At 72.7% G+C, this 21,727-nt stretch carries 19 protein-coding genes; 10 read left to right on the forward strand and 9 right to left on the reverse strand.

What is annotated here, in order from left to right; genetic code table 11:
* Positions 1 to 3: 3 nt before the first annotated feature.
* Both ACIO3O_RS00985 and ACIO3O_RS00990 read left to right on the forward strand, forming a co-directional pair.
* Entirely contained in the window at positions 4 to 2,307 is a 2,304-nt protein-coding gene (locus tag ACIO3O_RS00985) for an ATP-binding cassette domain-containing protein (RefSeq protein ID WP_401740293.1), read from the forward strand.
* A gap of 67 nt (positions 2,308 to 2,374) precedes the next feature.
* Positions 2,375 to 2,578: a tautomerase family protein gene (locus tag ACIO3O_RS00990; RefSeq protein ID WP_401740296.1), complete on the forward strand. Its 204-nt coding sequence runs from the start codon at positions 2,375 to 2,377 to the stop codon at positions 2,576 to 2,578.
* Between the two features lie 38 nt (positions 2,579 to 2,616).
* Here the strand turns inward: ACIO3O_RS00990 and ACIO3O_RS00995 are convergent, their stop codons facing one another.
* Positions 2,617 to 3,849 carry an FAD-dependent monooxygenase gene (locus ACIO3O_RS00995; RefSeq protein WP_401740298.1) on the reverse strand — a complete coding sequence of 411 codons (1,233 nt, stop codon included), beginning with the start codon at positions 3,847 to 3,849 and terminating at the stop codon, positions 2,617 to 2,619.
* Between the two features lie 206 nt (positions 3,850 to 4,055).
* Here ACIO3O_RS00995 and ACIO3O_RS01000 point away from each other — a divergent pair, with 206 nt between their 5' ends.
* Positions 4,056 to 5,996, forward strand: a complete 1,941-nt coding sequence (locus ACIO3O_RS01000; RefSeq protein ID WP_401740300.1) for a chorismate-binding protein — start codon at positions 4,056 to 4,058, stop codon at positions 5,994 to 5,996.
* Positions 5,997 to 6,047: 51 nt separating this feature from the next.
* Here ACIO3O_RS01000 and ACIO3O_RS01005 read toward each other — a convergent pair whose 3' ends face one another.
* Positions 6,048 to 7,496, reverse strand: coding sequence for a flavin monoamine oxidase family protein (locus ACIO3O_RS01005; RefSeq protein WP_401740301.1), 1,449 nt, complete (start codon positions 7,494 to 7,496; stop codon positions 6,048 to 6,050).
* Positions 7,497 to 7,734: 238 nt separating this feature from the next.
* Between ACIO3O_RS01005 and ACIO3O_RS01010 the strand changes: the two genes are divergently transcribed.
* Positions 7,735 to 7,932, forward strand: coding sequence for a hypothetical protein (locus ACIO3O_RS01010; RefSeq protein ID WP_401740304.1), 198 nt, complete (start codon positions 7,735 to 7,737; stop codon positions 7,930 to 7,932).
* Positions 7,933 to 8,223: 291 nt separating this feature from the next.
* Complete coding sequence (locus ACIO3O_RS01015; RefSeq protein WP_401740307.1) at positions 8,224 to 8,646, forward strand: hypothetical protein; 423 nt, start codon at positions 8,224 to 8,226, stop codon at positions 8,644 to 8,646.
* Between the two features lie 223 nt (positions 8,647 to 8,869).
* Here ACIO3O_RS01015 and ACIO3O_RS01020 read toward each other — a convergent pair whose 3' ends face one another.
* A complete protein-coding gene (locus ACIO3O_RS01020; RefSeq protein WP_401740310.1) occupies positions 8,870 to 9,454 on the reverse strand; it encodes a TetR/AcrR family transcriptional regulator in 585 nt (194 codons plus the stop codon).
* A 318-nt stretch (positions 9,455 to 9,772) separates the two neighbouring features.
* Between ACIO3O_RS01020 and ACIO3O_RS01025 the strand changes: the two genes are divergently transcribed.
* From ACIO3O_RS01025 to ACIO3O_RS01040, 4 genes are read left to right on the forward strand one after another with little or no spacing between them, the layout of a single operon-like run.
* Positions 9,773 to 10,417: a (2Fe-2S)-binding protein gene (locus tag ACIO3O_RS01025; RefSeq protein WP_401740312.1), complete on the forward strand. Its 645-nt coding sequence runs from the start codon at positions 9,773 to 9,775 to the stop codon at positions 10,415 to 10,417.
* Positions 10,414 to 11,445 carry an FAD binding domain-containing protein gene (locus ACIO3O_RS01030; protein WP_401740314.1) on the forward strand — a complete coding sequence of 344 codons (1,032 nt, stop codon included), beginning with the start codon at positions 10,414 to 10,416 and terminating at the stop codon, positions 11,443 to 11,445. The genes ACIO3O_RS01025 and ACIO3O_RS01030 overlap by 4 nt, the downstream gene beginning before the upstream one ends.
* Positions 11,442 to 13,577, forward strand: coding sequence for a xanthine dehydrogenase family protein molybdopterin-binding subunit (locus ACIO3O_RS01035; protein ID WP_401740315.1), 2,136 nt, complete (start codon positions 11,442 to 11,444; stop codon positions 13,575 to 13,577). Before ACIO3O_RS01030 ends, ACIO3O_RS01035 begins: the two co-directional genes overlap by 4 nt.
* The gene (locus ACIO3O_RS01040; protein ID WP_401740316.1) at positions 13,570 to 14,772 is read left to right on the forward strand and encodes an XdhC family protein; all 1,203 of its coding nucleotides are present in this window, start codon (positions 13,570 to 13,572) and stop codon (positions 14,770 to 14,772) included. The genes ACIO3O_RS01035 and ACIO3O_RS01040 overlap by 8 nt, the downstream gene beginning before the upstream one ends.
* A gap of 96 nt (positions 14,773 to 14,868) precedes the next feature.
* Here the strand turns inward: ACIO3O_RS01040 and ACIO3O_RS01045 are convergent, their stop codons facing one another.
* From ACIO3O_RS01045 to ACIO3O_RS01065, 5 genes are all read right to left on the reverse strand, one after another.
* Positions 14,869 to 16,149, reverse strand: a complete 1,281-nt coding sequence (locus ACIO3O_RS01045; RefSeq protein ID WP_401740319.1) for a sensor histidine kinase — start codon at positions 16,147 to 16,149, stop codon at positions 14,869 to 14,871.
* Positions 16,150 to 16,159: 10 nt separating this feature from the next.
* Entirely contained in the window at positions 16,160 to 16,900 is a 741-nt protein-coding gene (gene cseB, locus ACIO3O_RS01050; protein ID WP_401740322.1) for a two-component system response regulator CseB, read from the reverse strand.
* A gap of 106 nt (positions 16,901 to 17,006) precedes the next feature.
* Positions 17,007 to 17,999 (reverse strand): endonuclease/exonuclease/phosphatase family protein, encoded by a 993-nt coding sequence (locus ACIO3O_RS01055; protein ID WP_401740324.1) that lies wholly within the window; start codon positions 17,997 to 17,999, stop codon positions 17,007 to 17,009.
* A complete protein-coding gene (locus tag ACIO3O_RS01060) occupies positions 17,996 to 18,982 on the reverse strand; it encodes a D-alanyl-D-alanine carboxypeptidase family protein (protein ID WP_401740327.1) in 987 nt (328 codons plus the stop codon). The genes ACIO3O_RS01055 and ACIO3O_RS01060 overlap by 4 nt, the downstream gene beginning before the upstream one ends.
* A 192-nt stretch (positions 18,983 to 19,174) precedes the next feature.
* On the reverse strand, positions 19,175 to 19,303 hold the full coding sequence (locus ACIO3O_RS01065) for a hypothetical protein (RefSeq protein ID WP_401740329.1): 129 nt from the start codon (positions 19,301 to 19,303) through the stop codon (positions 19,175 to 19,177).
* A gap of 162 nt (positions 19,304 to 19,465) precedes the next feature.
* Here ACIO3O_RS01065 and ACIO3O_RS01070 point away from each other — a divergent pair, with 162 nt between their 5' ends.
* Complete coding sequence (locus ACIO3O_RS01070) at positions 19,466 to 20,083, forward strand: M23 family metallopeptidase (protein ID WP_401740331.1); 618 nt, start codon at positions 19,466 to 19,468, stop codon at positions 20,081 to 20,083.
* 51 nt (positions 20,084 to 20,134) lie between these two features.
* On the opposite strand, the gene ACIO3O_RS01075 is transcribed toward ACIO3O_RS01070, so the two are convergent.
* The gene (locus ACIO3O_RS01075) at positions 20,135 to 21,670 is read right to left on the reverse strand and encodes a fused MFS/spermidine synthase (protein WP_401740333.1); all 1,536 of its coding nucleotides are present in this window, start codon (positions 21,668 to 21,670) and stop codon (positions 20,135 to 20,137) included.
* Positions 21,671 to 21,727 lie beyond the last annotated feature (57 nt).

The following is a 21,727-nucleotide window of genomic DNA, read 5'->3' on the forward strand; positions in this document are numbered from 1 at the left end:
GACATGGCGGCTCACCGGAAGAACCACGACGAGGACTTCATCGTGCTGGGCGAGGCCCGGCAGAACAATCTCAAGGGCGTCGACCTGCGCATCCCCAAGGGCAAGCTGACGGTCTTCACCGGGGTCTCCGGGTCGGGGAAGTCCTCGGTGGTCTTCGACACGCTGGCGATCGAGTCGCAGCGCCAGCTCAACGAGACCCTGCCGGCCTTCGTGCGCAACCGGATGCCGAAGTACGAACGGCCGAACGCGGGGGTGATGGAGAACCTCTCCACGGCGATCGTCGTCGACCAGCGGCCGGTCGGCGGCAACGCCCGTTCCACGGTCGGCACGATGACCGAGATCCTGCCCGCGCTGCGGGTGCTGTTCTCTCGCGCGGGCACGCCCAGTGCGGGCCCCTCGCACATGTACTCGCCCAACGACCCGCGCGGCATGTGCCAGGAGTGCCAGGGCCTCGGCACCACGGTCCGCCTGGAACTGGACAGGCTGCTCGACGAGGACAAGAGCCTCAACGAAGGCGCCATCCGCTTCCCGTCGTTCGCGGTCGGCACCTTCCAGTGGCAGCTGTACGGCGAGTCCGGGCTCTTCGACCCCGACAAGCCGGTGCGCGACTTCTCCGCGAAGGAACGCGAACTGCTGCTGCACGGCAAGGGGTTCACGGTCGACCGGGCGGGTCGCAACGGCGTCTACAAGAACGAGTACGAGGGCATCGTCGAGCGGTTCACCCGCCGGTACATCACCCCCGGCCTCGACAACGCGAAGGCCAAGGAGCGTACGGAGATCGAGCGGGTGGTGACCCAGGGCCCCTGCGACGTCTGCCACGGCGGACGGCTGAACGCGGCCGCCCTCGCCTCCCGCATCGACGGCGACAACATCGCGGACTTCTCGGCCATGGAGATCACCGACCTGATCGAGCGGCTCGCCCGGATCGACGCACCCTCGGTCAAACCGGCCGTGACGGCCGCGCGGGCGGCGCTGGAGCGCGTCCGGTCGGTCGGGCTCGGCTATCTGAGCCTGGGACGGCAGACCAGGACGCTGTCCGGCGGCGAGGCCCAGCGGCTGAAGACGGTGCGCCACCTGGGCAGCAGCCTGACCGGGCTGACGTACATCTTCGACGAGCCCAGCGTCGGCCTGCACCCGCGGGACGTACAAAGGCTGAACGACATCCTGCTCGCCCTGCGCGACAAGGGGAACACCGTGCTGGTCGTGGAGCACGACCGGGACGTCATCGCGATCGCCGACCACGTCGTCGACATGGGCCCGGGGGCCGGACGCGACGGCGGCGAGGTCACGTTCGAGGGCACCCCGGCGGGGCTGCGCCGCTCCGCCACGGTCACCGGGAAACAGCTCCGGAGCGTGACCGGGCTCAAGGACACCGTCCGCTCCCGCACCGGCGAGCTGACCGTCCGGGCGGCCAGTCTGCACAATCTGCACGACGTCACCGTCGCCTTCCCCACCGGGGTGCTCACCGCGGTGACCGGTGTGGCCGGTTCCGGCAAGAGCACTCTCGTGTCGCAGGCGTTCGTCGCGCAGCACCCCGAGTCCGTGGTGATCGACCAGTCGTCGGTGGGCATCTCCTCGCGGTCCAACCCGGCGACGTACACCGACATCATGGACAGCCTGCGCCAGCGGTTCGCGCGGGCCTCGGGCGAGAAGCCCGGACTGTTCAGCTTCAACTCCGAGGGCGCCTGTCCGGAGTGCGGCGGCAAGGGCGTCATCGAGACCGACCTCGCCTTCATGGACCCGGTGACCACGGTGTGCGAGCGCTGCGAAGGGCACCGGTTCAACGACGAGGCCCTGCGGCACACCCTGCGCGGCCGGACGGTCGTCGACGTCCTGGCCATGACCGCCGAGGAGGCGGTCGAGTTCTTCGACGACGCGCCCGTACGGCGCAAGCTGGCCCTCCTCACCGAGGTCGGACTCGGCTACCTCACCCTGGGCCAGCCGCTGTCCACGCTCTCCGGCGGCGAGCGGCAGCGGCTCAAGCTGGCGCACCGGCTGAAGGAGACCGGCACCGTCTACATCTTCGACGAGCCGACCACGGGGCTGCACATGAGCGACACGCGCCGCCTGCTTGGCCTGTTCGACCGGCTCGTGGACGGCGGCAACACGGTGCTGGTGATCGAGCACGACCTGGACGTCGTCAAGCACGCCGACTGGGTGGTGGACCTCGGCCCGGAGGCGGGCAGCCAGGGCGGCCGGGTGGTGTTCGAGGGCACGCCCGCCAAACTGGCCGCCGCCAAGGACTCGCACACGGGCCGCAGCCTCGCGGCCGACCTGCGGACCGCCCGCGGGAACGCGTCGTCCTGAGGCGCCATACCGGGGCTGCGTCGGCACGTCGTTCCAGAACCGCGACGGACAACGGAAGGAGTCAGAGATGCCGCTCATCCACGTCACCCTGCTGGCGGGCCGGTCCCCGCAGGAGGTGGCCGCGCTCGGCGCGGCGCTCACGGCCGCCACGCACGAGACGCTCGGCACACCGGCGGAAGCCGTCCGGGTGGTCGTGGAGCAGACGCCGCCGGACCACTGGTTCGTGGGTGGCCGGTCCATGGCCGACCGGCGGCGCTCCGCCCCCTCGTGACACCTCCCGCAGCCGCCGGGGCGGGCGGGAGAGCCGGCTCAGCGGACGGCGCTCCCGCGCGCGCTGCGGTCGGTGCTCCCGTCCGGCCTGTGGTCGGTGCTCCCGCCCGCGCTGCGGTCCGCGCGCGCGAAGCGCTCCCGGACCCGCTCGACGCGCTCGGGGGACCAGGCGGCCAGGTCGTCGCGGGTGAGGCGGCCACTGCGGGTGATCAAGTGGGCGTTGAACGCCTCCGGTTCGAGGTCCGCGTAACTCTCCAGTTCCTCGAACCACTCCTGGCTGGTGCGCGCGGTGCGCTGCATGGCCTCGACCTCCGGCCGGCGCTCGGCCTGGTAGGCGGCGAGCGCCTCGGGAACCGACCCGTGGTCGTCCAGCGCCAGGGCGAGCGCCAGGCCGTCCTCCATGGCGAGCCGGGTGCCCGAGCCGACGGAGAAGTGGGTGGTGTGCGCGCTGTCGCCGAGGAGCGCGATCCGCTCGTGACTCCAGTGCCGGTTGCGGACGGACACGAAGCGGCCCCAGCGCGACCGGTTGCCGCGCAGGGCGTGTCCGTCCAGGACGTCGGCGAAGAGGTCGGCGAGCCGGTCCGTGTCACTCCGCCCGGAGGCGTCCGGCACGGTCGTGTCGCCCTCGGTGAACCCCACGGCCTCCCACACCCGGTCGTCGACCTCGGCGATGAAGGTGCTGAGGCCGGGGGCGTAGGGGTAGGCGTGGGCGTGCAGCGTGCCGTGCTCCGTCTCGGCGACGGCGAAGGTCAGGGCGGTGAAGGGCCGTTCGGTGCCGAGCCACAGGTAGCGGGAGCCGCGTCGGGTGGTCTCGGTGCCGAACTGGGCCCGACGGGCCTCGCGGGTCGCGGAGTTGACGCCGTCGGCCGCCACCACCAGGTCGTACGTCCGGGCGAGTTCGTCCGCCTCGGGGGCGCGGGTGTGGTGGCGGACGGTGACGCCGAGGTCGGCGCACCGCTCGCGCAGCATGGCCAGCAGGGCGCGGCGGCCGATCGCGGAGAAGCGGTAGCCGCCGTTGCGCGAGGTGCGGCCCCGGTGGTGGACGTCGATCCGCGACCAGTGCGCGCACTCGGCGTCGAGTGCGGCGAACAGCGCGGGGTCGGCCGCCTCGATGCCGCCGAGCGCGCCCTCCGAGAAGACGACGCCGAAGCCGAAGGTCTGGTCGGGGGCGTTCACCTCCCAGACGTCGATCTCGCTGCGCGGCCGCAGCCGTTTGACGAGCGCGGCCGTGTAGAGGCCGCCGGGTCCGGCTCCGCTGATCGCGATTCGCATGACACCTCTCGGGTACTCGGTCGGGCGGCGGGGGGGTGCGCGCGGGGGGCGTCAACTGGCCCCTCCGACGGGCTACTTGTTGCCCGTCGGGCCGACATCATGAGCCGCCCGAAGACCCATTGCCTCAGGCGGTCCGCCGCAGCGCGGCCGCCCGGACTCGATCGGACCGCCGCCGCGTGGCCGACCGGAAGGGAGCGTGGTCGGTGATGCCGACGACGGACGCGGACATACGGGAGCGGCTGTACGGCCCTGACGTGCCGCCCTTCGCGCTGCTGCGCAGGCAGCGTCCCGGACTGCGCGAACGGGCCCCGGTCGAGGTGCTGTTCGGGGAGATGGAAACCGTCGGCTCGCTGGCCGAGGCGGCTGCGACGGACGGTGCGCCGGGTCCGGGGCTGCTGGCCCTGCTGCCCTTCCGGCACCTGGCGGAACACGGCCTGCCGTGCCACGACGACGGCACGCCGGTACGGGTGCTGCGGGTGCGCGAGCACCACGTCCTGCCCGAGGACGCGTTCACCGGCCTCCTGCCCGAGGACGCGTTCACCGGCCTTCTGCCCGAGGACGCGTCGACCGGCCAAGACCCCGTCGGGGGACCGCCGGTGGAGTGGCGGGACGCGGGGTTCGTGACGAGCGATGCCCAGTACGAGGACCTGGTGCGGGAGTTCGTCGAGTCGGATGCCGCCCGGGGCGGGCTGAACGTCCTGCTGCGCCGGGACTGGTCCGCGCGACTGCCGGGATTCACCCCCGCCGTGGCCGTGGAGTTGTTCCGGCGGCTGCTGCGGGCCGAGTCGGGCGCGTACTGGACCTTCGTCGTGCACACCGGCGGACCCGAGCCGGTCACCCTGGTGGGCGCGACCCCGCAGGGGCATGTGGGGGTCGAGGGCGGCCGGGTGGTGATGAATCCGCTGTGCGGCACCTACCGGCGCCCGCCGGAAGGGGCCCGCGCCGAAGACCTCCTGGCCTTCCTCGCCGACCGCAAGGAGGCGGAGGAGCTGGCGACCACGGTGGACGCGGAACTGGCAGCGCTCTGTCAACTGGCCGGACCCGGAGTGCGGGTGGAGGGTCCGTACCTGCGCGGGATGGCACATCTGCTGCACACGCAGTGCCGGATCAGCGGCCCCGTGACGACCGGAGCGCGCGAGACCCTGGCGCGGGCCCTGTTCGCGTCGACGGTGGTGGGCAGCCCGTTCGCGGAGGCGTGCGAGGCCATCCACGGGTACGAGACGACCGGACGCGGCTACTACGGCGGTCTCCTCGCCCTGATCGGCCGCGACAACGCGGGCGCGGAGGAGCTGGACTCGGCGGCGGTGATCCGGACCCTGGTCGTGGATCACCGGGGCGAGGCCCGCCTGTCGGTGGGGGCGACCGTGGGCGGCCGGTCGTCACCGGAGGCCGAGGCCGCCGAGACCCGGACCAAGGCGCAGGCTGTGCTGAGCGCCCTTACGGCCCGACCGCCGACCGCCGGGCAGGCGCGCACACCGACCGCCCCCGCCCCACCAGCCCCTGACGCTGCCCTCGACAGTGCCGTACGGGAGGCGCTGGCCCGGCGGCACACGGAGCTGTCGCCCTTCTGGACGGAGGGCGCCGCCGCACCGCCTGCGGGCGGCCCGGCCGTGCTGGTGCTCGACCCGGGCGGCGACGCCCGCGCCGAACTGGCCGCCCTGCTGCACCTGGTGACCGCCGTGTACGGCCGAGCCGAGGTGATCCGCCACGACGACCCCGACGCGGCCGGCACCCTGGTCCGGCACCCGGGGCCCGTACTGCTGGCGTCCGGCCCCGGCCGCCCCGATGACCGGGACTGCGTGCGGATGACGGCGCTGCGCCGGACAGCCGCTCTCCTGGTCCGGGACCGGCCGTCCGGCGGGCCGCCGGTGGCCGGGGTGGGCCTCGGTTTCCAGCTGCTGGCGCTGGCCGCCCTGCCGGACGCCCGGGTGGTGCCCAGGTCCGGCGGCACCGGGCTGGCGCGGGAGGTGGAGTTCTTCGGACGGCCGGTCACCGCCGCCTTCCGCAACGCCTGCATGATCGTCCGCGGCCCGGACGGGCACGAGCTGATCGCTCTGCACGAACGGGCCGTACGGGGCGTGCAGTTCCGCCCGGAGTCGGTGCTGACCAGCGACGGGGCCGGGGTGCTGCGCCGACTGCTCGGCTGACTCCCCGGCCCCCGGTCTGCAACTGCCTCCGCGGCCCCCGTCTGCGCGGGCTCAGGACGCGTCGGCTGCCGCGCCGAGTTCCACGAGGGTGCGGGCCGCGGACTCCAGGGCGAAGGTCATCGAGCCTCCGTTGGGCTCGAACCCCGCGTGGTCACCGGCGAAATGGACCCGCCCCTCGGGCCTGCGGATCACTGGCATCAGGGCGCTGTGCCCGCGCTCGGGCAGGATGTACGCGCCCTCGGCGTAGGGCCGTTGGTCCCAGCAGACGGACGTACCGGTCTCGAAGTGGTCGCGGGTGCCCGGCAGCATCCGCTCGACCTCCGTCAGGACGAAGTCGAGGCGTTCCTCCTCGGTCATGGCCGACACCGCCCGGGCCCGCCACCCCGTCATCAGGCACTCCAGGATCTTGCGGGGGCCCGGGAGCTGCGGGGTGGCGTCGCGTATCCACCGTATGGGCAGGTCGGTGGAGAAGCTGGCGTTTTGCTGCGGCCAGAACTGGCGGCGCATCTGGAGGTAGACGCGGACGATCGAGGAGTACTTCACCCGGCGCATCACGTCGTGCTTGGCGTCGGAGAGGCCCGCGTCGGTGAAGTCGATGTGCCGGATCGTGCTGAACGGGACGGTGACGACGACGCGTTCGGCCTCCAGGGTGTGCATACGGCCGTGGGCGAGGAAGGTGACCCGGGCCCGCTCCGCGTCCTGTTCGACGCGCACCACCGGACGGCGGTAGTGGATGCGGCTCTTGAGCCGCTCGGCGAAGGCCTGCGGGAAGCGGTCGGTGCCGCCCTTGACCTTGGCCCAGCGGGGATCGGCGTTGCCCAGCGAGTGCGGGCTCGCCTCGTGGCGCAGCCAGGACAGTGCCGACGCCGTCTTCAGGTCGCCGCCGCGCATCTCCAGGAAGAGCGGCTCCATGAGGTCGATGGCCGCCTGGGAGGCACCCCGTTCGGTGAGGACCTCGTGCACGGAGAGGTGGTCGTAGGGGGCGAGTCGCTCGGTGACCGCCCAGTCGGGGGTGCTCAGGTCGGGCTGGAGGCTGTCGGCGACGGCGGAGACGTACCGCTCGATCATGCCGCCGACACCGAGGTCCTTCTCGTGCGGGTGCAGGTCCAGCCCGGCCCCGGCGACGGCGTCGGGCTCGGGGGTGAAGAAGCCGCCACGGGCGAAGTAGGAGAACGTGGTGCCGAAGAGGTCGGCGGTGTCCGTCTCGACGCCGAGTTCGCGCAGGTAGTGCATGGCGTAGTGGCAGTGCGGAGTGAGCGTCATCGCGCCGGCCTCGGCGTGCAGTCCGTCGGCGAACGGCTCCCTTAACGTGTACGCGCGCCCGCCGGGCCGGTTGGACGCCTCCAGGACCGTCACCTCGCAGTCCCGGGCGGCGAGTTCGTGGGCGACGGCCAGTCCGGCGAGTCCGGCGCCGACGACGATGACGGACCGCGGGGGCCGCAGCCCCGGCAGTCCGCTGTCGAAGGCACGGCGTACTTCGGTCTGAGTGGCTTCCCGCATGGGGTGCTCCGTTTCCGTGGTTCGGTGGTTCGGTGGCTCCGCGCCCGGGTGGTTCAGCGGCTCTGTGGCCGAACACCCGTACCCGTGGCGCTCGCCCCTCGTCTACCACCAGCCGCCGGGCCCATGTGCCGACCGCCCTGCCCTTCGCGGGAGCAGCGCGCCGCGCCACGTCGGCCCAGTTGCCGCCGGGGGTGACGTGCGTGAGTCTGAGCGAGCAGACGTCGACCCTGGAGGATCTGTGAACGACGGCGCCAAGCCCGAAACGATGTGCGAGCTCGACCCGGTGACCTGGGACGCGATGATCGACGCGATCAAGGCCCAGGGCGTACCCGACGAGACCGTCGGGAGGATCTGCGCGCAGGCTGCGGCACAGATCAACGCCACCCCGGCCGCGGTACGCGAAACCTGGCTGGCCACCGGCGTCAAACCGCGCTGAGCCGGAGAGCGGCGGTCCCTTCCGGTACGGCTCCGCGCGGGCGACCCGCGCGGACGACGGCGAGCGGACGGTTGCGGACGCCGCCGATGCGACGCCCCCATTGGCCCCCAGTGACCCCGAGAGGGCGGTCCGGGTAGGCCCAGGGGAGGTGGTCATGGATCTGTAACGGAGTGGACGTGCCGCAACGAGCGGGGCCGCGCGTCCGTCTGAGTAACCGGCTGGGCACGCTGGGTGCCTGCACGCAGGGGCCGGATCTCGCCTCACCGGGAGAGATCCGTGAAAGGAACGTCCATGACCAGGACGAAGAAGACCGGACGCGGGACGCACGGGCGCCGGATGGCGTTGATCGGCGCGCTGGGTCTGGCGTCAGTGACTCTGGCCGCAGGACCCGCGTTCGCCAAGGGCACGGTGGAGATCACCGCGCCGGACACCGCTCACGTCGGCAAGACCATCACGGTCACGGCGCACGGCGGCGACGACAGCTCCGGCTTCCTGCACCAACTGTGCCTGGAGGAGAACGGCTTCGGTCAGGGGTGGCACCAGGAGACATGCAGCCCCATTGCCCGGGGCGACGTACGCGTCACCGCCACGGGGACGTCCGCCCGCCGCGGCGATCTGCGCTTCCGGGCCGTGCTGTACGGATTGACCAGCAGGCACGATCAGCACCCAGTGCGTCTGCACGCCTCCAACGTGGTGACGGTGCACGTCAAGTGACCGGCCTCGGGGCGGCCAGGGCCCACTGATCCGCTGCGCGACCACCATGGTCGACGGTTGGCCTCCCCCGGTGGAAGGGGAGCGTTGACGTGCACGGGCCCTTACTAGGGTCCGACGCCCGTCCCCGGGTGCGGCACCCCTTCGAAAAGCCCCAGGCCGCAGGCCCGGAAGGACCAACAGGGCCTGCCGACGACAGCGCCCGCTCGGCGCCCGCGGAGGCCCGTCAGGCCCCGTGGGAGGCCGAGCCCGCGCGCAGGCCGTCCATGACGAGGTCGAAGAGCCAGGCGGCACGGGGTTGCCAGTCGCTCCGCGGGTCGAGCTGCCAGAGGCCGCCGACCGCGAGGATGAGGTCGTCCGGGGTGACGCCGGGGCGGATCGTACCCGCGTTCTCGTTGGCACGCAGCAGGAGTTCCGCCGCTTCGGTGACGGGGGCGTGGCCCGGTTTCGCCGGGGCGCCCGGCGCACTGGTCGCCCGGCGCATCGCCTCCGCGAGGCCCGCCTTGGCCATGGCGAACTGCGCGAGTCGGTCCATCCATTCACGCAGCGCCACCTCCGGCCGGCGTGTCGCGAGCAACTCCGACGCGGAGTCGGCGACTTGGCGCATCTCGTGGCGGAAAACCTCCAGGACGAGTGCTTCCCGGTGCGGGAAGTTCCGGTAGAAGGTGCCCTGCCCGACACCCGCCTTCCTGGCAATGGCGTTCAGAGGCGTATCCGCGTCACAGCTCAATTCTGCGAGCGCCACCTCCAGAATGCGCTCGCGATTGCGCTGCGCGTCCGATCGCACCGGCACGTCTCGTTCTTGCTTCACTCGCCCTCCCTTCCGCTTCGTCGAACACCCGGTTGTGCGGCGTGGCTTGTTCCCTTGCTTGTTGAGCGGACAGGTGTCCGGTACGTTTTCCCGTAACGGACACCTGTCCGGTTGAGTGCACTCTAGCCGCGGAAGCGCGTGCCCGGCACTCGGCCTGCACCTGCGACCGGCCCCACGCCGCCGCACCTCGCCCCCGGCCCCCTCACCCCATTCTCTCCGGACACCCTGACGCCCTCGGCGTCCGCGCGGCACCGACAGCGGCACCGATATCTGCCGACACGCGCACCCGGACATGCGAAACGCGAAAGAGGACTGCCCATGGCCTCGTCCACTTCCTCCCACTCCCCCACATCCACGTCCACGTCCACGTCCACGTCCACGTCCACGTCCACGTCCACGTCCACGTCCACGTCCAGCGTCGTGGTGCTGAACATCAACGGCGAGAAGCACTCCCTCGCCGTCGACCACCGGTCCACCCTGCTCGACGCCCTGCGCGAACGCCTCGGCCTCACCGGCACCAAGAAGGGCTGCGACCAGGGCCAGTGCGGTGCCTGCACCGTACTCATCGACGGCAGGCGCGCCGTCTCCTGTCTGCAACTGGCCGTCGCCTCCGAGGGACGCGAGATCCGGACCGTCGAAAGCCTGTCAGAGGGTGGGCAGTTGCACCCGGTGCAGCAGGCCTTCCTCGACCTGGACGGCCTCCAGTGCGGCTACTGCACACCCGGCCAGATCTGCTCCGCCGTCGCCGTCATCGAGGAGTACGCGGCGGGCTGGCCCAGCGCGGCGACACAGGACGTACGTCCGCAGGCCACGCCACCGCCCCTCTCCGGCGAGGAGATCCGCGAGCGGATGAGCGGCAACCTGTGCCGCTGCGGCGCGTACACCTCCATCGTCCAGGCAGTCGCACGGGCCGCTGAAACCGGCCGCCGGGACCACGACACCCTCAAGGAGGCCGGCGCGTGAAGGAGTTCAGCTACCAGCGGGCGTACGACGTGCCCAACGCCCTCGCGCTGCTCGACGCCGACCCCGACGCCCGGTTCCTCGGCGGCGGTACGAACCTCGTCGACCTGATGAAGACGGGCGTGGAACGGCCCTCCCGGCTCGTGGATCTGCGGGAACTCCCCCTGGACCGCGTCGAGTCGGCCCCCGACGGCGGCCTGCGCATCGGCGCCACCGTCACCAACAGCGACCTCGCCGCCCATCCCGACGTCCGGCTGCACTACCCCGCGCTGACGCAGGCCGTACTGGCCGGAGCCTCCGGCCAGCTGCGCAACATGGCCACGGTCGGCGGAAACCTCCTCCAGCGCACCCGCTGCGGTTACTTCGCCGACGTCACCCAGCCCTGCAACAAGCGCTCCCCCGGCACCGGCTGCCCCGCCCGGACCGGCGAGCACCACAACGCCGCGATCCTCGGAGCCTCCAGCCACTGCGTCGCCGTACACCCCTCCGACCTGGCCGTCGCGCTGGCCGCCTTCGACGCGGCCGTCACGTACGAGTCGGCCGACGGACCGGGCGAGCTGGCACTGGAGGACTTCTACCTGCCGGTGGGCGACACCCCGCACCTGGAGACCGCGCTGCCGCCCGGGGCCCTGATCACCGGTGTCGTGCTGCCGCCCGCCCCGGTGGCCGCCGCGTCCCGCTACCGCAAGGTCCGCGAGCGTGCCTCGTACGCCTTCGCGATCGGTTCCGTCGCCGCCGCCCTCGACGTGCGGGAGGGCGTCGTACGGGACGTACGCCTCGCCCTCGGCGCGGTCGCCTCGCGCCCGTGGCGGGCCCGCACGGCGGAGGCGGCGTTGCGGGGCGCCCCGGCGAACGCCGACGCCTTCGCCGCAGCGGCAACTGCCGAGCTCTCCGCGGCGACGCCCCTCCCCCACAACGGATACAAGGTGGACCTCATCCGCAATCTCATCGTCGCCGTGCTCGTCGACCTCGCCGCATCCAGCACATCCACCACCAAGTCCACCGCGTCCGGCGAGGAGTCCCGTCGATGACCAGCACCGCACTCCCCCGGGGCGCCGTCGGCGCCGCCCACTCGCGTGTGGAAGGACGGGACAAGGTCACCGGGGCCGCCCGTTACGCCGCAGAGATTCCCTTTGTCCATCTCGCCCACGGCTGGCTCGTGTTGTCGACGGTGACCCGCGGGCGGGTCGTCGCGGTGGAGAGCGGTGCGGTCCTGGCCATGCCCGGTGTCCTCACCGTGCTGCACCACGGCAACGCCCCCGCCCTCCACACCGACTACATCTCGTTCCTGGGGGTGCCGCCCGATCCGACGGCCGCACTCTTCCAGCACGACCGGGTTCCGCACGCGGGCTGGCCCGTGGCGCTGGTCGTCGCGGAGACCTCGGAACAGGCCCGGGAGGCCGCAGAGTCGCTCGTGGTGCGCTACGCCGAGGAACCGCATGACGTGGCCTTCTCCCCGGACCGCCCCGACGCGGTCACGGCGGCGGACGTCCCGCACGCGCCCGCGGTGACCGAGAAGGGCGACATGGAGAGGGAACTCGCCCGCTCGGCAGCGGTGGTCGACGCCGAGTACAGCACCCCCGAGGAGCACCACCACTCGATGGAGCCGCACGCGGCGACCGCCCGCTGGGAGGGCGGACGGCTCGACATGGTGGACTCCAACCAGGGCACCGGCTGGGTGCAGGGAGAGCTCGCGAACCTGTTCGCACTCGATCCCGCCTCGGTACGCGTGCGTTCCGAGCACATCGGCGGCGGCTTCGGCTCCAAGGGGCTGCGCGCCCACCAGGTGGCGGCCGCGATGGCCGCGGCACACCTGGGGCGCCCGGTCCGCGTCGTACTGACACGGCGTCAGATGTTCACGCTCGTCGGCTACCGCAGCCCCACCGTCCAGCGGGTCCGGCTCGGCGCAGACGCCGACGGACGGCTGCGTGCGCTGGAACACCAGGCACTGAACATGACCTCCACGACGGCACAGTTCCTGGAGCCGAGCGCCACCCCCGGCCGGACCCTCTACGACGCCCCGGCGCACCGCACCGCGCACCGGGTGGTGGCGCTGGACGTGCCCACGCCCACCTTCATGCGGGCGCCGGGCGAGGCTCCGGGCTCCTTCGCGCTGGAGTGCGCGCTCGACGAACTGGCGCAGAAGTGCGGCATCGACCCGATCGTCCTGCGCGCCCGCAACGAGCCTGAGCGGGGTCCGGTTTCCGGGTTGCCCTTCGCGGGACGCCGGCTGACGGAGTGCTTCGAGGTCGGCGCGGCCAGGTTCGGCTGGACGGACCGCGATCCGCGCCCCGGGGTGCGGCGCGACGGACGGTGGCTGCTGGGCACCGGTACGGCCGCCGCCTCCTTCCACGCGGGGACCATGCCGTCCACGGCCGCGGTGACGGCCGAGGCGGACGGCGGTTTCACCGTACGCATCGCGGCGGCCGACATCGGAACGGGAGCACGGACCGCGCTCACGCTGATCGCCGCGGACGCCCTGGACACCTCCCCCGAACGGGTCCGCGTGCTCATCGGGGACAGCGACTTCGGTCCGGCGATGGTCGCGGGCGGCTCGGCGGGCACCAGTTCCTGGGCCCTGGCGGTCACCGCGGCCGCCGCGGAACTGCGCCTCCTGCTCGCTCCCGGCGCCGACGTGCCGCCGCAGGGCATCACCGCACGCTCGAACACCGCCGACGCCCTCGCGGCACTGCCGCAGCGCGAACGGCACTCCTTCGGCTCGCAGTTCGCCGAGGTGGCCGTCGACACCGCCACCGGCGAGGTGCGGGTCCGCCGGATGCTGGGGATCTTCGACGCGGGCCGGATCGTCAATCCCCTGACCGCGCGCAGTCAGTTCGTCGGCGGGATGACCTGGGGCATTTCCATGGCCCTGCACGAGGAGGCGGTACGGGACATGGCTTCGGGTGCGCACGTCGGCGCCGACCTCGCGGGCTACCACTACGCCGCGCACGCCGACGTCCCGCACATCGAGGCGGACTGGCTGCCGGAGGTCCGGGACGAGGACGACGTCCCCACCCTCAAGGGCATCGGAGAGGTGGGCATCGTGGGCGCCGCCGCGGCGATCGCCAACGCGGTCCACCACGCGACCGGCGTACGCCACCGCAGCCTGCCGATCCGCCCCGACCGGGTACTGACGGCGGGCCGGGGGGCCGAACGTGCGTGACGTCGCGGCGCAGTTGGGCCGGTGGATCGAGGAGGGGCGCGAGGTCGCCGTGGCCACCGTCGTCGGCGTGAGCGGCAGCGCGCCCCGCGGCCCCGGCGCGGCGCTGGCCGTCGACGGTGCGGGGGCCGCGCTCGGCTCGGTCTCCGGCGGATGTGTGGAGGGTGCCGTGTACGAGCTGTGCACGCAGGCCCTGGCCGACGGCAGACCGGTCGTCCAGCGGTTCGGTTACAGCGACGACGACGCCTTCGCCGTCGGCCTGACCTGCGGCGGCACGGTGGAGGTCCTGGTCACGCCGGTCGGGGCCGCCGCACCCGCCCGGCCCGTGCTGGCCGCCGCCCTGGCGGCCTTCGCCGAGGGCGCTTCGGCGGCGCTCGTGCGCGTCGTACGCGGGCCCGACGAACTGCTGGGCGGCGCGCTGCTGGTGCATGCGGACGATGCGTACGAGGGAACTCTCGGCGGTTCACCGCAGTGGGACCGCATCGCGCGGAACGAGGCCCTGGACATGCTCGCGCTCGGCCGTACGGGCACGGTCGACGTCGCGCTGGACGGCGCGCTCTGCCCCGGCGGAGTCACTCTGTTCGTCGAGTGCCGGGTGCCGCCGCCCCGCATGATCGTCTTCGGTGCGGTGGACTTCGCGGAGGCGCTCGTGCGCGCGGGAAGCTTCCTCGGTTTCCATGTGACGGTGTGCGACGCCCGGCCGGTCTTCGCCACCCGGGAACGGTTCCCCGAAGCGGACGAGGTCGTGGTCGACTGGCCGCATCGCTATCTGCGGCAGACGCGGACCGACGCGCGCACGGTGCTGTGCGTGCTCACGCACGACGCCAAGTTCGACGTGCCCCTGCTCACGGAGGCACTGCGCATGCCGCTCGCCTACGTCGGCGCGATGGGCTCGCGCCGCACCCACGCGGACAGGTTGCGCAGGCTGCGCGAAGTGGGCCTGACGGAAAGGGAGTTGGCCCGGCTGAGGTCACCGATCGGGCTCGACCTGGGGGGCCGCACACCGCAGGAGACGGCGCTGTCGATCGCGGCGGAGATCGTCGCGACCCGGCACGGCGGCTCGGGTCTGCCCCTGACGGGTTCGTCGGTGCCGCTGCACCGTGAGGGGGACGCGCCGGACGGAAAGAGTACGGAGCCGAGCGCCCGCGTACGGCGTCCCGCCCCGATGCACTCGCACCGGATGACCGGCCGACGCTGACGCGTACACGTACACGTACACGTTGACTCTGTGCGTGACGTCACGCGCCACTCGGCGGTCCCGGCCCGCTTCCCCCCTGGCATTCTGGGCCGGTCCTCACTGCTCACGGTGCACGGGCACGCCGGGTGAGGTCCGGGGCCGGTCCAGGTCCAGCGTTGCCTGCGCGCCGCCGCCGTCCGCGTTGGCGAAGACCAGCCGGGCGCCGAGCACCTCGGCCTGACCGAGCGCGATGGTCAGCCCGAGCCCGTGCCCACGCCCGGTGGCCCCGGTACGGAACCGCTGCGGTCCGGCGGCCAGCAGCTCGGCGGGAAATCCGGGGCCGTGGTCGCGCACGACGATCCGTGAGGCCGTCACGGTGACCGTGACGGGTGCCGCTCCGTGCCGGTGGGCGTTGGACACGAGGTTGGTGACGATGCGCTCCACCCGGCGTGGGTCGGTACGGACCACATCCGCGCCCTCGACCAGCACCTGTGCACCGTCGGCGCAGCTCCCGCGCCGGAGCACATCGGTGACCAGCTCGCCCAGGGGGACGTCGTCGAGCCTCGCCCGTTCCGCTCCGGCTTCGAGGCGGGAGATCTCCAACAGGTCCTCGACCAGTCGGCGCAGCGTTCCCACCCGCTCGCGCACCAGGTCCGCCGCCTCGTCGTCGTCGGCGAGGAGCCCGGCCGAGGTGAGCAGCCCCATCAAGGGCGTACGCAGCTCGTGGGCCACGTCCGCGGTGAACCGCTTCTCCGAGTCCAGTCGCCGCTGCAGTGCGCCGGCCATCGCGTCCATCGCGGCGGACATCTCGGTGATCTCGTCACGGGCCCGGCCCGGCCGCCCGATCCGGGCGTCGAGATCACCGTCGGCGATCCTGCGCGCGGTGCGCGCCCCGTGGCGCAGCCGCCGGTTCATCGGCTCGGTGGCCAGCGCGGCGAGCGGGACGACCACGACGAGCGCGGCCAGCACCGCCTTGACGATGCTGCGGTCCAGGAGCTGCAGGCTGCGCACCTCGGCGCTCATGTCCGTGCGTACGGCGAGCACGCGACCCCCGTCGACGGGCACGGCGGCCCACAGCCAGTACCAGTTCGGCTCCTTCACGTCGTACCAGAGGGCGTAGGAGTCAGTCTGCTGCCGCTCCGCCAGGGCGCGGGCCAACGGCTCGGGCACCTCGTTCGCCGTCATGAGCGAGGCCGCCTCGGGCCGCTGACCCGTGCGCTGGAACTCCCTTTCCGCGACCTGGAGTTGGGTGGAGGCCCGCTCGTCTCCCGCTCGCCGTCCGTGGTCCGCCGTCGCCTCGTGGACGAGCAGCCCGACCACGGTGGCGACCGCGCAGCAGGCGATCGCGGTGAGCGCCGCGACCTTCCAGCGCAGCGCACGGAGGTTGGGGAATCCCATGGTCACCGTCTCAGTTCCGCAGGAGCTTGTAGCCGAAGCCCCGCACGGTCTCGATGCGATCGGCGCCGATCTTCTTCCGCAGCCGCACCACGCAGACGTCGACGACGCGGGTGTCGCCCTCCCAGCCGTAGTCCCAGACGTCGTGCAGCAGTCGCCGCCGGTCCAGCACGATGCCCGGGTTCTCCGCGAACGCCAGGAGAAGCCGCAGTTCGGTGGGGGACAGCAGGACCGGCTCGCCGTCCCGGTACACGTCCAGTCCGAGCAGATCGATGGTCAGGTCGCCGAAGACGAGCGGGCTGCCCCGGTCCGCGGCAGCGCCGTCCGTCCCCGGAGCGGGAGCCGGGTCCGGTTCCGGCCGGAAGGTGGCCCGCCGCAGCAGCGTTCTGAGCCGCGCGACCAGGACCCCGATGTCGACGGGCTTGACGACGTAGTCGTCAGCCCCGGCCTCCAGCCCGGACACGACATCGAGGGCGTCGCCGCGCGCCGACATCATCAGTACCGGTACGAGGCTTTCCTCACGGATGCGGCGGCACAGCCCGATGCCGTCCAGGCCCGGCAGCATCACATCGAGGATCAGCAGATCGTGCCGCCCGGCCCGGAACGCCTCCAGCCCGTCGAGCCCGTCGCCCGCGACCGTGACGTCGTACCCGTAGCGCTCCAGGGCCAACTGGACGGCACGACGGATCACTGCGTCGTCCTCGACGACCAGGACCCTCACCGGTGCCGGAACCTGGAGGTGCGATGCAGACAAAAAGTCACCCTTTTCAAACTTTAATTCTCATTATTGAGCGAATCGTAGCTGTCGGCCGGAGGCCGGGAAGCCAGGAAGCCTGGAAGCCTGGAAGCAGGCCGGCACGTCACAGGCGCAACGAGGCCGCAACCGGCAGGTGATCGCTACCGGTGCCGGGCAACGTCCACGCCGCGACCGACGTCACCCCCTTCACCAGGATGTGATCGATCCGGACCACCGGGAACGAGGCGGGCCAGGTGAACCCGAATCCGTCCCCCGCCTCCTCCTGTGCCGACCGCAGGAACCCGGTCAGCGGCCCGAGCGCCGAGTCGTCGGCCGACCCGTTGAAGTCACCGGCCACCACCACCCGGGGCAGCCGCTCCGCCCGTACCGCATCGGCCAGCTTCGCGGCCGCCTCGTTGCGCTGCGCCGTCGCGAACCCCGTGGTCGGGTGCACCCGCACCGAGGCGAGATGCGCGGCGTACAGCGCCACGGGCCCCTGCGGGGTCTCGACCGTGGCCCGCACGGCACGCGTCCACGGCATGATCTCCACCGGCGCCACGGCCGAGAGCGGAAGCCTGCTCCAGATCCCGATGCCTCCGCGCACGGCGGAGTACGGGTAGGCGCGGGCCAGTTCACGTTCGTACGCCGCCGTGCTCGCCCGCGACAACTCCTCCAGCGCCAGCACATCGGCGCCCGAGGCCGCCAGCGCCCGTGCGGTCCGCCCCGGGTCCTCGTTCTCCTCCTTCACGTTGTGGCTGACCACGGTCAGATTCCCGCCCTCGGAACGCTTGTCGCCCAGCACTCCCACGAACAGCGAACACCAGACGACAGCGGGGACGAGGACGGCCGCGGCGGCGAGCGCGGAGCGCCGCACCCACGCGAGCACCGCCAGCGCCACCACGCCCAGGCCGGACCAGGGCAGCAGCGTCTGCCAGAGACTTCCGAGGTTCCCGAACCCATTGGGCACCAGGGAGTGCAACGCCATGAGCAGGGCGCAGAGCACGGCGCCGGCACTGACGCCCCACCCCCGCCGCCACCTGCCGGCAGCCGTACGGGAGGGCTCGGAGGGCGGTGCGTCCGCCTCCGCGGCGGGACGCTCGCCGAGGACGGCACTCACGCCTGCCCCCCGAGGGCTGCGGGCAGCTTCTCCTGAAGGGCGTCGAGAAGCCGGCCGCTGCTTTCCAGCGCGGCACGGCGCCCCTCGGCGGGCGAGGTTCCGGCGCGCTGGCCCAGCACCACTCCGTAGACAAGACGTCGCTTCCCGCCCTCCGGGACTTCGGCGGCCCACACCAGGTTGCCGCCCGCCGGAGTGCTGGAACCGGTCTTCAGCCCGACCACACCGGGCCGTGCGAGCAGTTCGTTGGTGTTGCGCACCGGCTCGGCCCGCCCCGGAACCACCGTGCTGCGCAGTGCGACCGTCGCCCGCAGCGCCGGGTCCTTCATGGCCTCGCGGGCCAGCTTCAGCTGATCGGCCGCGGTCGACACGGTGGTGGTCTCGATGCCGCTCGCCCCGGTGTACGTCGTGTCGGTCATCCCCAGCCGGGCCGCCGCCGTGTTCATCTTCGCGACGAACGCCGTCTGACTGCCCGCGTCCCAACGGGCCAGCAGACGGGCCACGTTGTTGGCGGACGGGAGCAACATCAGCTCCAAAAGCTTGCGTTGGGAGAGCCGTTGCCCCTCGACGACCGGTGCGGTGGACTCGCTCAGCGAGTGCGCCTCGGCCGCCGCCTGCCCGTCGACCTCGACCGCAGGCCCGTCCTGCCCGTCCCTGAGCGGGTGGTCCTTCAGGATCACGTAGGCGGTCATCACCTTGGTGAGGCTCGCGATCGGTATCGCCCGCCGCGAGCCCGCCGAACCCAGGTCACCGACCCGCTCCGCCGCGACGGCCGCCTGTCCCTCGCCGGGCCACGGCAGGTCGAGCCCGGCGATCACCGAGGACAGCCGCCCCCCGCCGCCCCCTTCCGGAAGGCCCAGCCAGCCGCCGGTACCACCGGCCAGGAGCGCGGCCACCAGGCCCCACACCACCCCCGGGCGCCGGCGCGGGAGCTTCGGGAGCCTTGCGTAGACGATACGGACAGAGCGCTTCATCAGTGTGGGCACGGCAGCGGCCTCCCAGAGCCAGCACATGTACACCGGCCATCGGGTACGTGCACAGGCTGGGCGAGTGCCGCTGCCAGCCGGTCAGGAACGGGCTTCGGGCGCCGCACGGCTGTATTGCAGCTGTGTATCAGCCGGTTCTCGCCTGCCGAGGCCGACCGGGCTGACCGGGCCGACCGGGCCGACCGACACCGCCTACTTTCGGCCCCTGAGCTTGTGGACCGCGAAGATCACGGCCGCCACGATGAGCACCAGGAACAGGAAGAGGTTCAGAAGGACCGTGGTCAGCCTTCCCGTCCCCCGGGAACTCTCCGCTGCCGTCATGGCATTCCGCGTACCCCCGCACCCCCAGGACGAACCCGCCGCGGACAAGCGGACCGGCCTGCCGCGAGTGCCCGTCCCCCGGACGCGCGGCTGGGCGTGCGTTCTCGGGGCGGTGCGTTTGAGGTCGGTGTCATGAAGCGATTCCCGACACGTTCCCCCGCGGTGTCCGTGACGCGACGCTCCGCGCTGCTCGCCCTCGGCACGGTGCTGTGGCCGCCGCCCGGCCCCGCCTCCGCCGCAGCCCCCTCGACCCAGGACGACACCTGCCCGCTGGGGCACGACCCGGTGTACGAGGACGACCTCGCCCGGGCCGTCACGGAGCTCCCCGCCCTTGCCGCCGCCCGCGGGGAACGCCATGGCCCCGTGCCGCGCGGGGCCAGGCCACTGCGCCGCCGGTACCGGGTGAGCACCCGCTACGGGGTCCGGGGCGACTGGCTGGCCGGCCACCACACCGGCATCGACCTCGCGGTGCCCACGGGGACGCCGGTGCATGCGGTGGGGGCGGGCGTCGTGGTGCTGGCGAAGTGGTCCGGATCGTACGGCCAAGCCGTGACCGTACGGATGACGGACGGCCACTTCGCCGTCTACGCCCACCTGTCCAGGATCGAGGTGCGCCAGGGAGCCCGGCTGAGAGTGGGCCAGCGACTGGGCAGGAGCGGCAGCACCGGCCGCTCCAGCGGCCCGCACCTGCACCTGGAGATCAGGGCACGGCGCCAGTACGGGAGCGATGTCAACCCCGCCTCCTACCTCGCCCGCCGAGGCGTTCGCCTGGTCACCTGACGCCCACAGCCCACAGCCCACAGCCCACGGACCACGCCCCCACGCGACCGATCAGCGGGTGCGCCGCGGGCTGGGCTGGAGGAGTTGGTCGACGGGCGCGAAGTCGTCGGTGAGCGGTTGGGCATCGCCGATCCAGGACGTGAGCCGGGCGCCCGTCGCGATGCTCCAGCCGGTCCGCCGGGCGTCGAGCGCTTCCTGGGTCGCCCGGAGAGCGAGGGGCCGGTCGGAGTGGGAAGCGAGCACCACGAAGTTGCCCCCCACCCGGGTACCGCTCGGCCCGGTGCCGATGTCGGCGGGCTTCCCGATGAGGGAGACGTGCCGGAAGGTCGCGCGGAGGGTCGCCACTTCGGCGCGCGCGAAGGCCAGGTCGCCGTGATCGATGAGGTTGGCGACGTAGAGCCCGTTCGTACTCAGTACGCGCCGTACGTCGGCCATCGCCTCTGCCGTGGTGAGGTGCCAGGGCACGCTGACTCCTCCGAAGGCGTCGCCCACCACGAGGTCACGGCTCCCCGGGTCCAGCCGCCGGAGTCCGAGCCTGCCGTCCTCGACCCGGACCTCGGTGCGGGGGTCCGGCCTCCCGAACCGGGTGCGGTCGACGGCCACGACCCCGCCGTCGATCTCGGAGACCACGTTGCGTGTCCCGGGCCGCGTGGCCGCGAGGTAGCGGGGCAGGGTGAGTCCGCCGCCGCCCAGATGATGGGCGACGAGGGGCTCGCGTTCGGGGAAGAAGGCGTCGACCGCCGACGCGATGGCGCGCACGTAGGTGAACTCCAGGTGGGTCGGATCGGCGAGGTCCACGTAGGAGTGCCGAACGCCGTCCAGGACGAGTGTGCGGCCGCCGTCGCGGTCGGGGTCCGCGACGACCCGTACGCAGTGGTAGCGGGTCTCCGTGTCGCAGGCACCGGGCGCGACCGTGGTGGCGAGCCCCCCGGCGACGGTCACGAGGGCCAGGGCCGGGGTGCCCGTCCAGCCCCGCGTCCGCCATCCGATCAGCGCCGAGCCGACCAGCAGCAGCGTTCCGAGGCCGATCAGGATCCCGCTGACCGGCCACCGGGACACGAACACGAAGCCGGTGAGAACGGTGCCGACGATGGAACCGGCGGTGCCGACGCCGGACAGGCGGCCGACCACGGTTCCCGTCTCGGCGAGGCTGGTGAGGCGCAGCTTGGTCACGAGCGGTGTCACTGCCGCGAGCAGCGCGCCCGGCACGAGGATGGTCAGCGCCGCGACCAGGAAGAGCAGCACCGGCACCCACTCCGCGCTGGCGCGCAAACCGGCGGGGGTGAGCGCCACGACCGCACCCGACACCCCGAGCGCGGGAGCGATGAGCAGCCGTGGTTCGACCCGGTCGGCGATGAGCCCGCCCAGCCAGGAGCCGAGGGCAATGGCGGTGAGGGCGATGCCGATCACCATCGTGCTGGTCTCCAGGGTGAGGCCGAGGTACGGAGCCAGCAGCCTCAGGGCGGCGATCTCGATCACCAGGACCGCTGCGGAGGAGCCGAACACGAGCGCGGCAGCCGTCCGGGGCCCCAGTCCGGGGGCGCGCGGCGTGTCCTGGGCGGGGGGCGAGGAGGGCGGTCTGGTCACGCGTAACGTCCCTTTCCTTGGGCCCGGCCGGGATGTCGGTTCGACCGAGGCTCGTCG

Origin of the sequence: Streptomyces sp. NPDC087440 (genome assembly GCF_044744005.1) — a bacterium.
Lineage (GTDB): Bacteria > Actinomycetota > Actinomycetes > Streptomycetales > Streptomycetaceae > Streptomyces.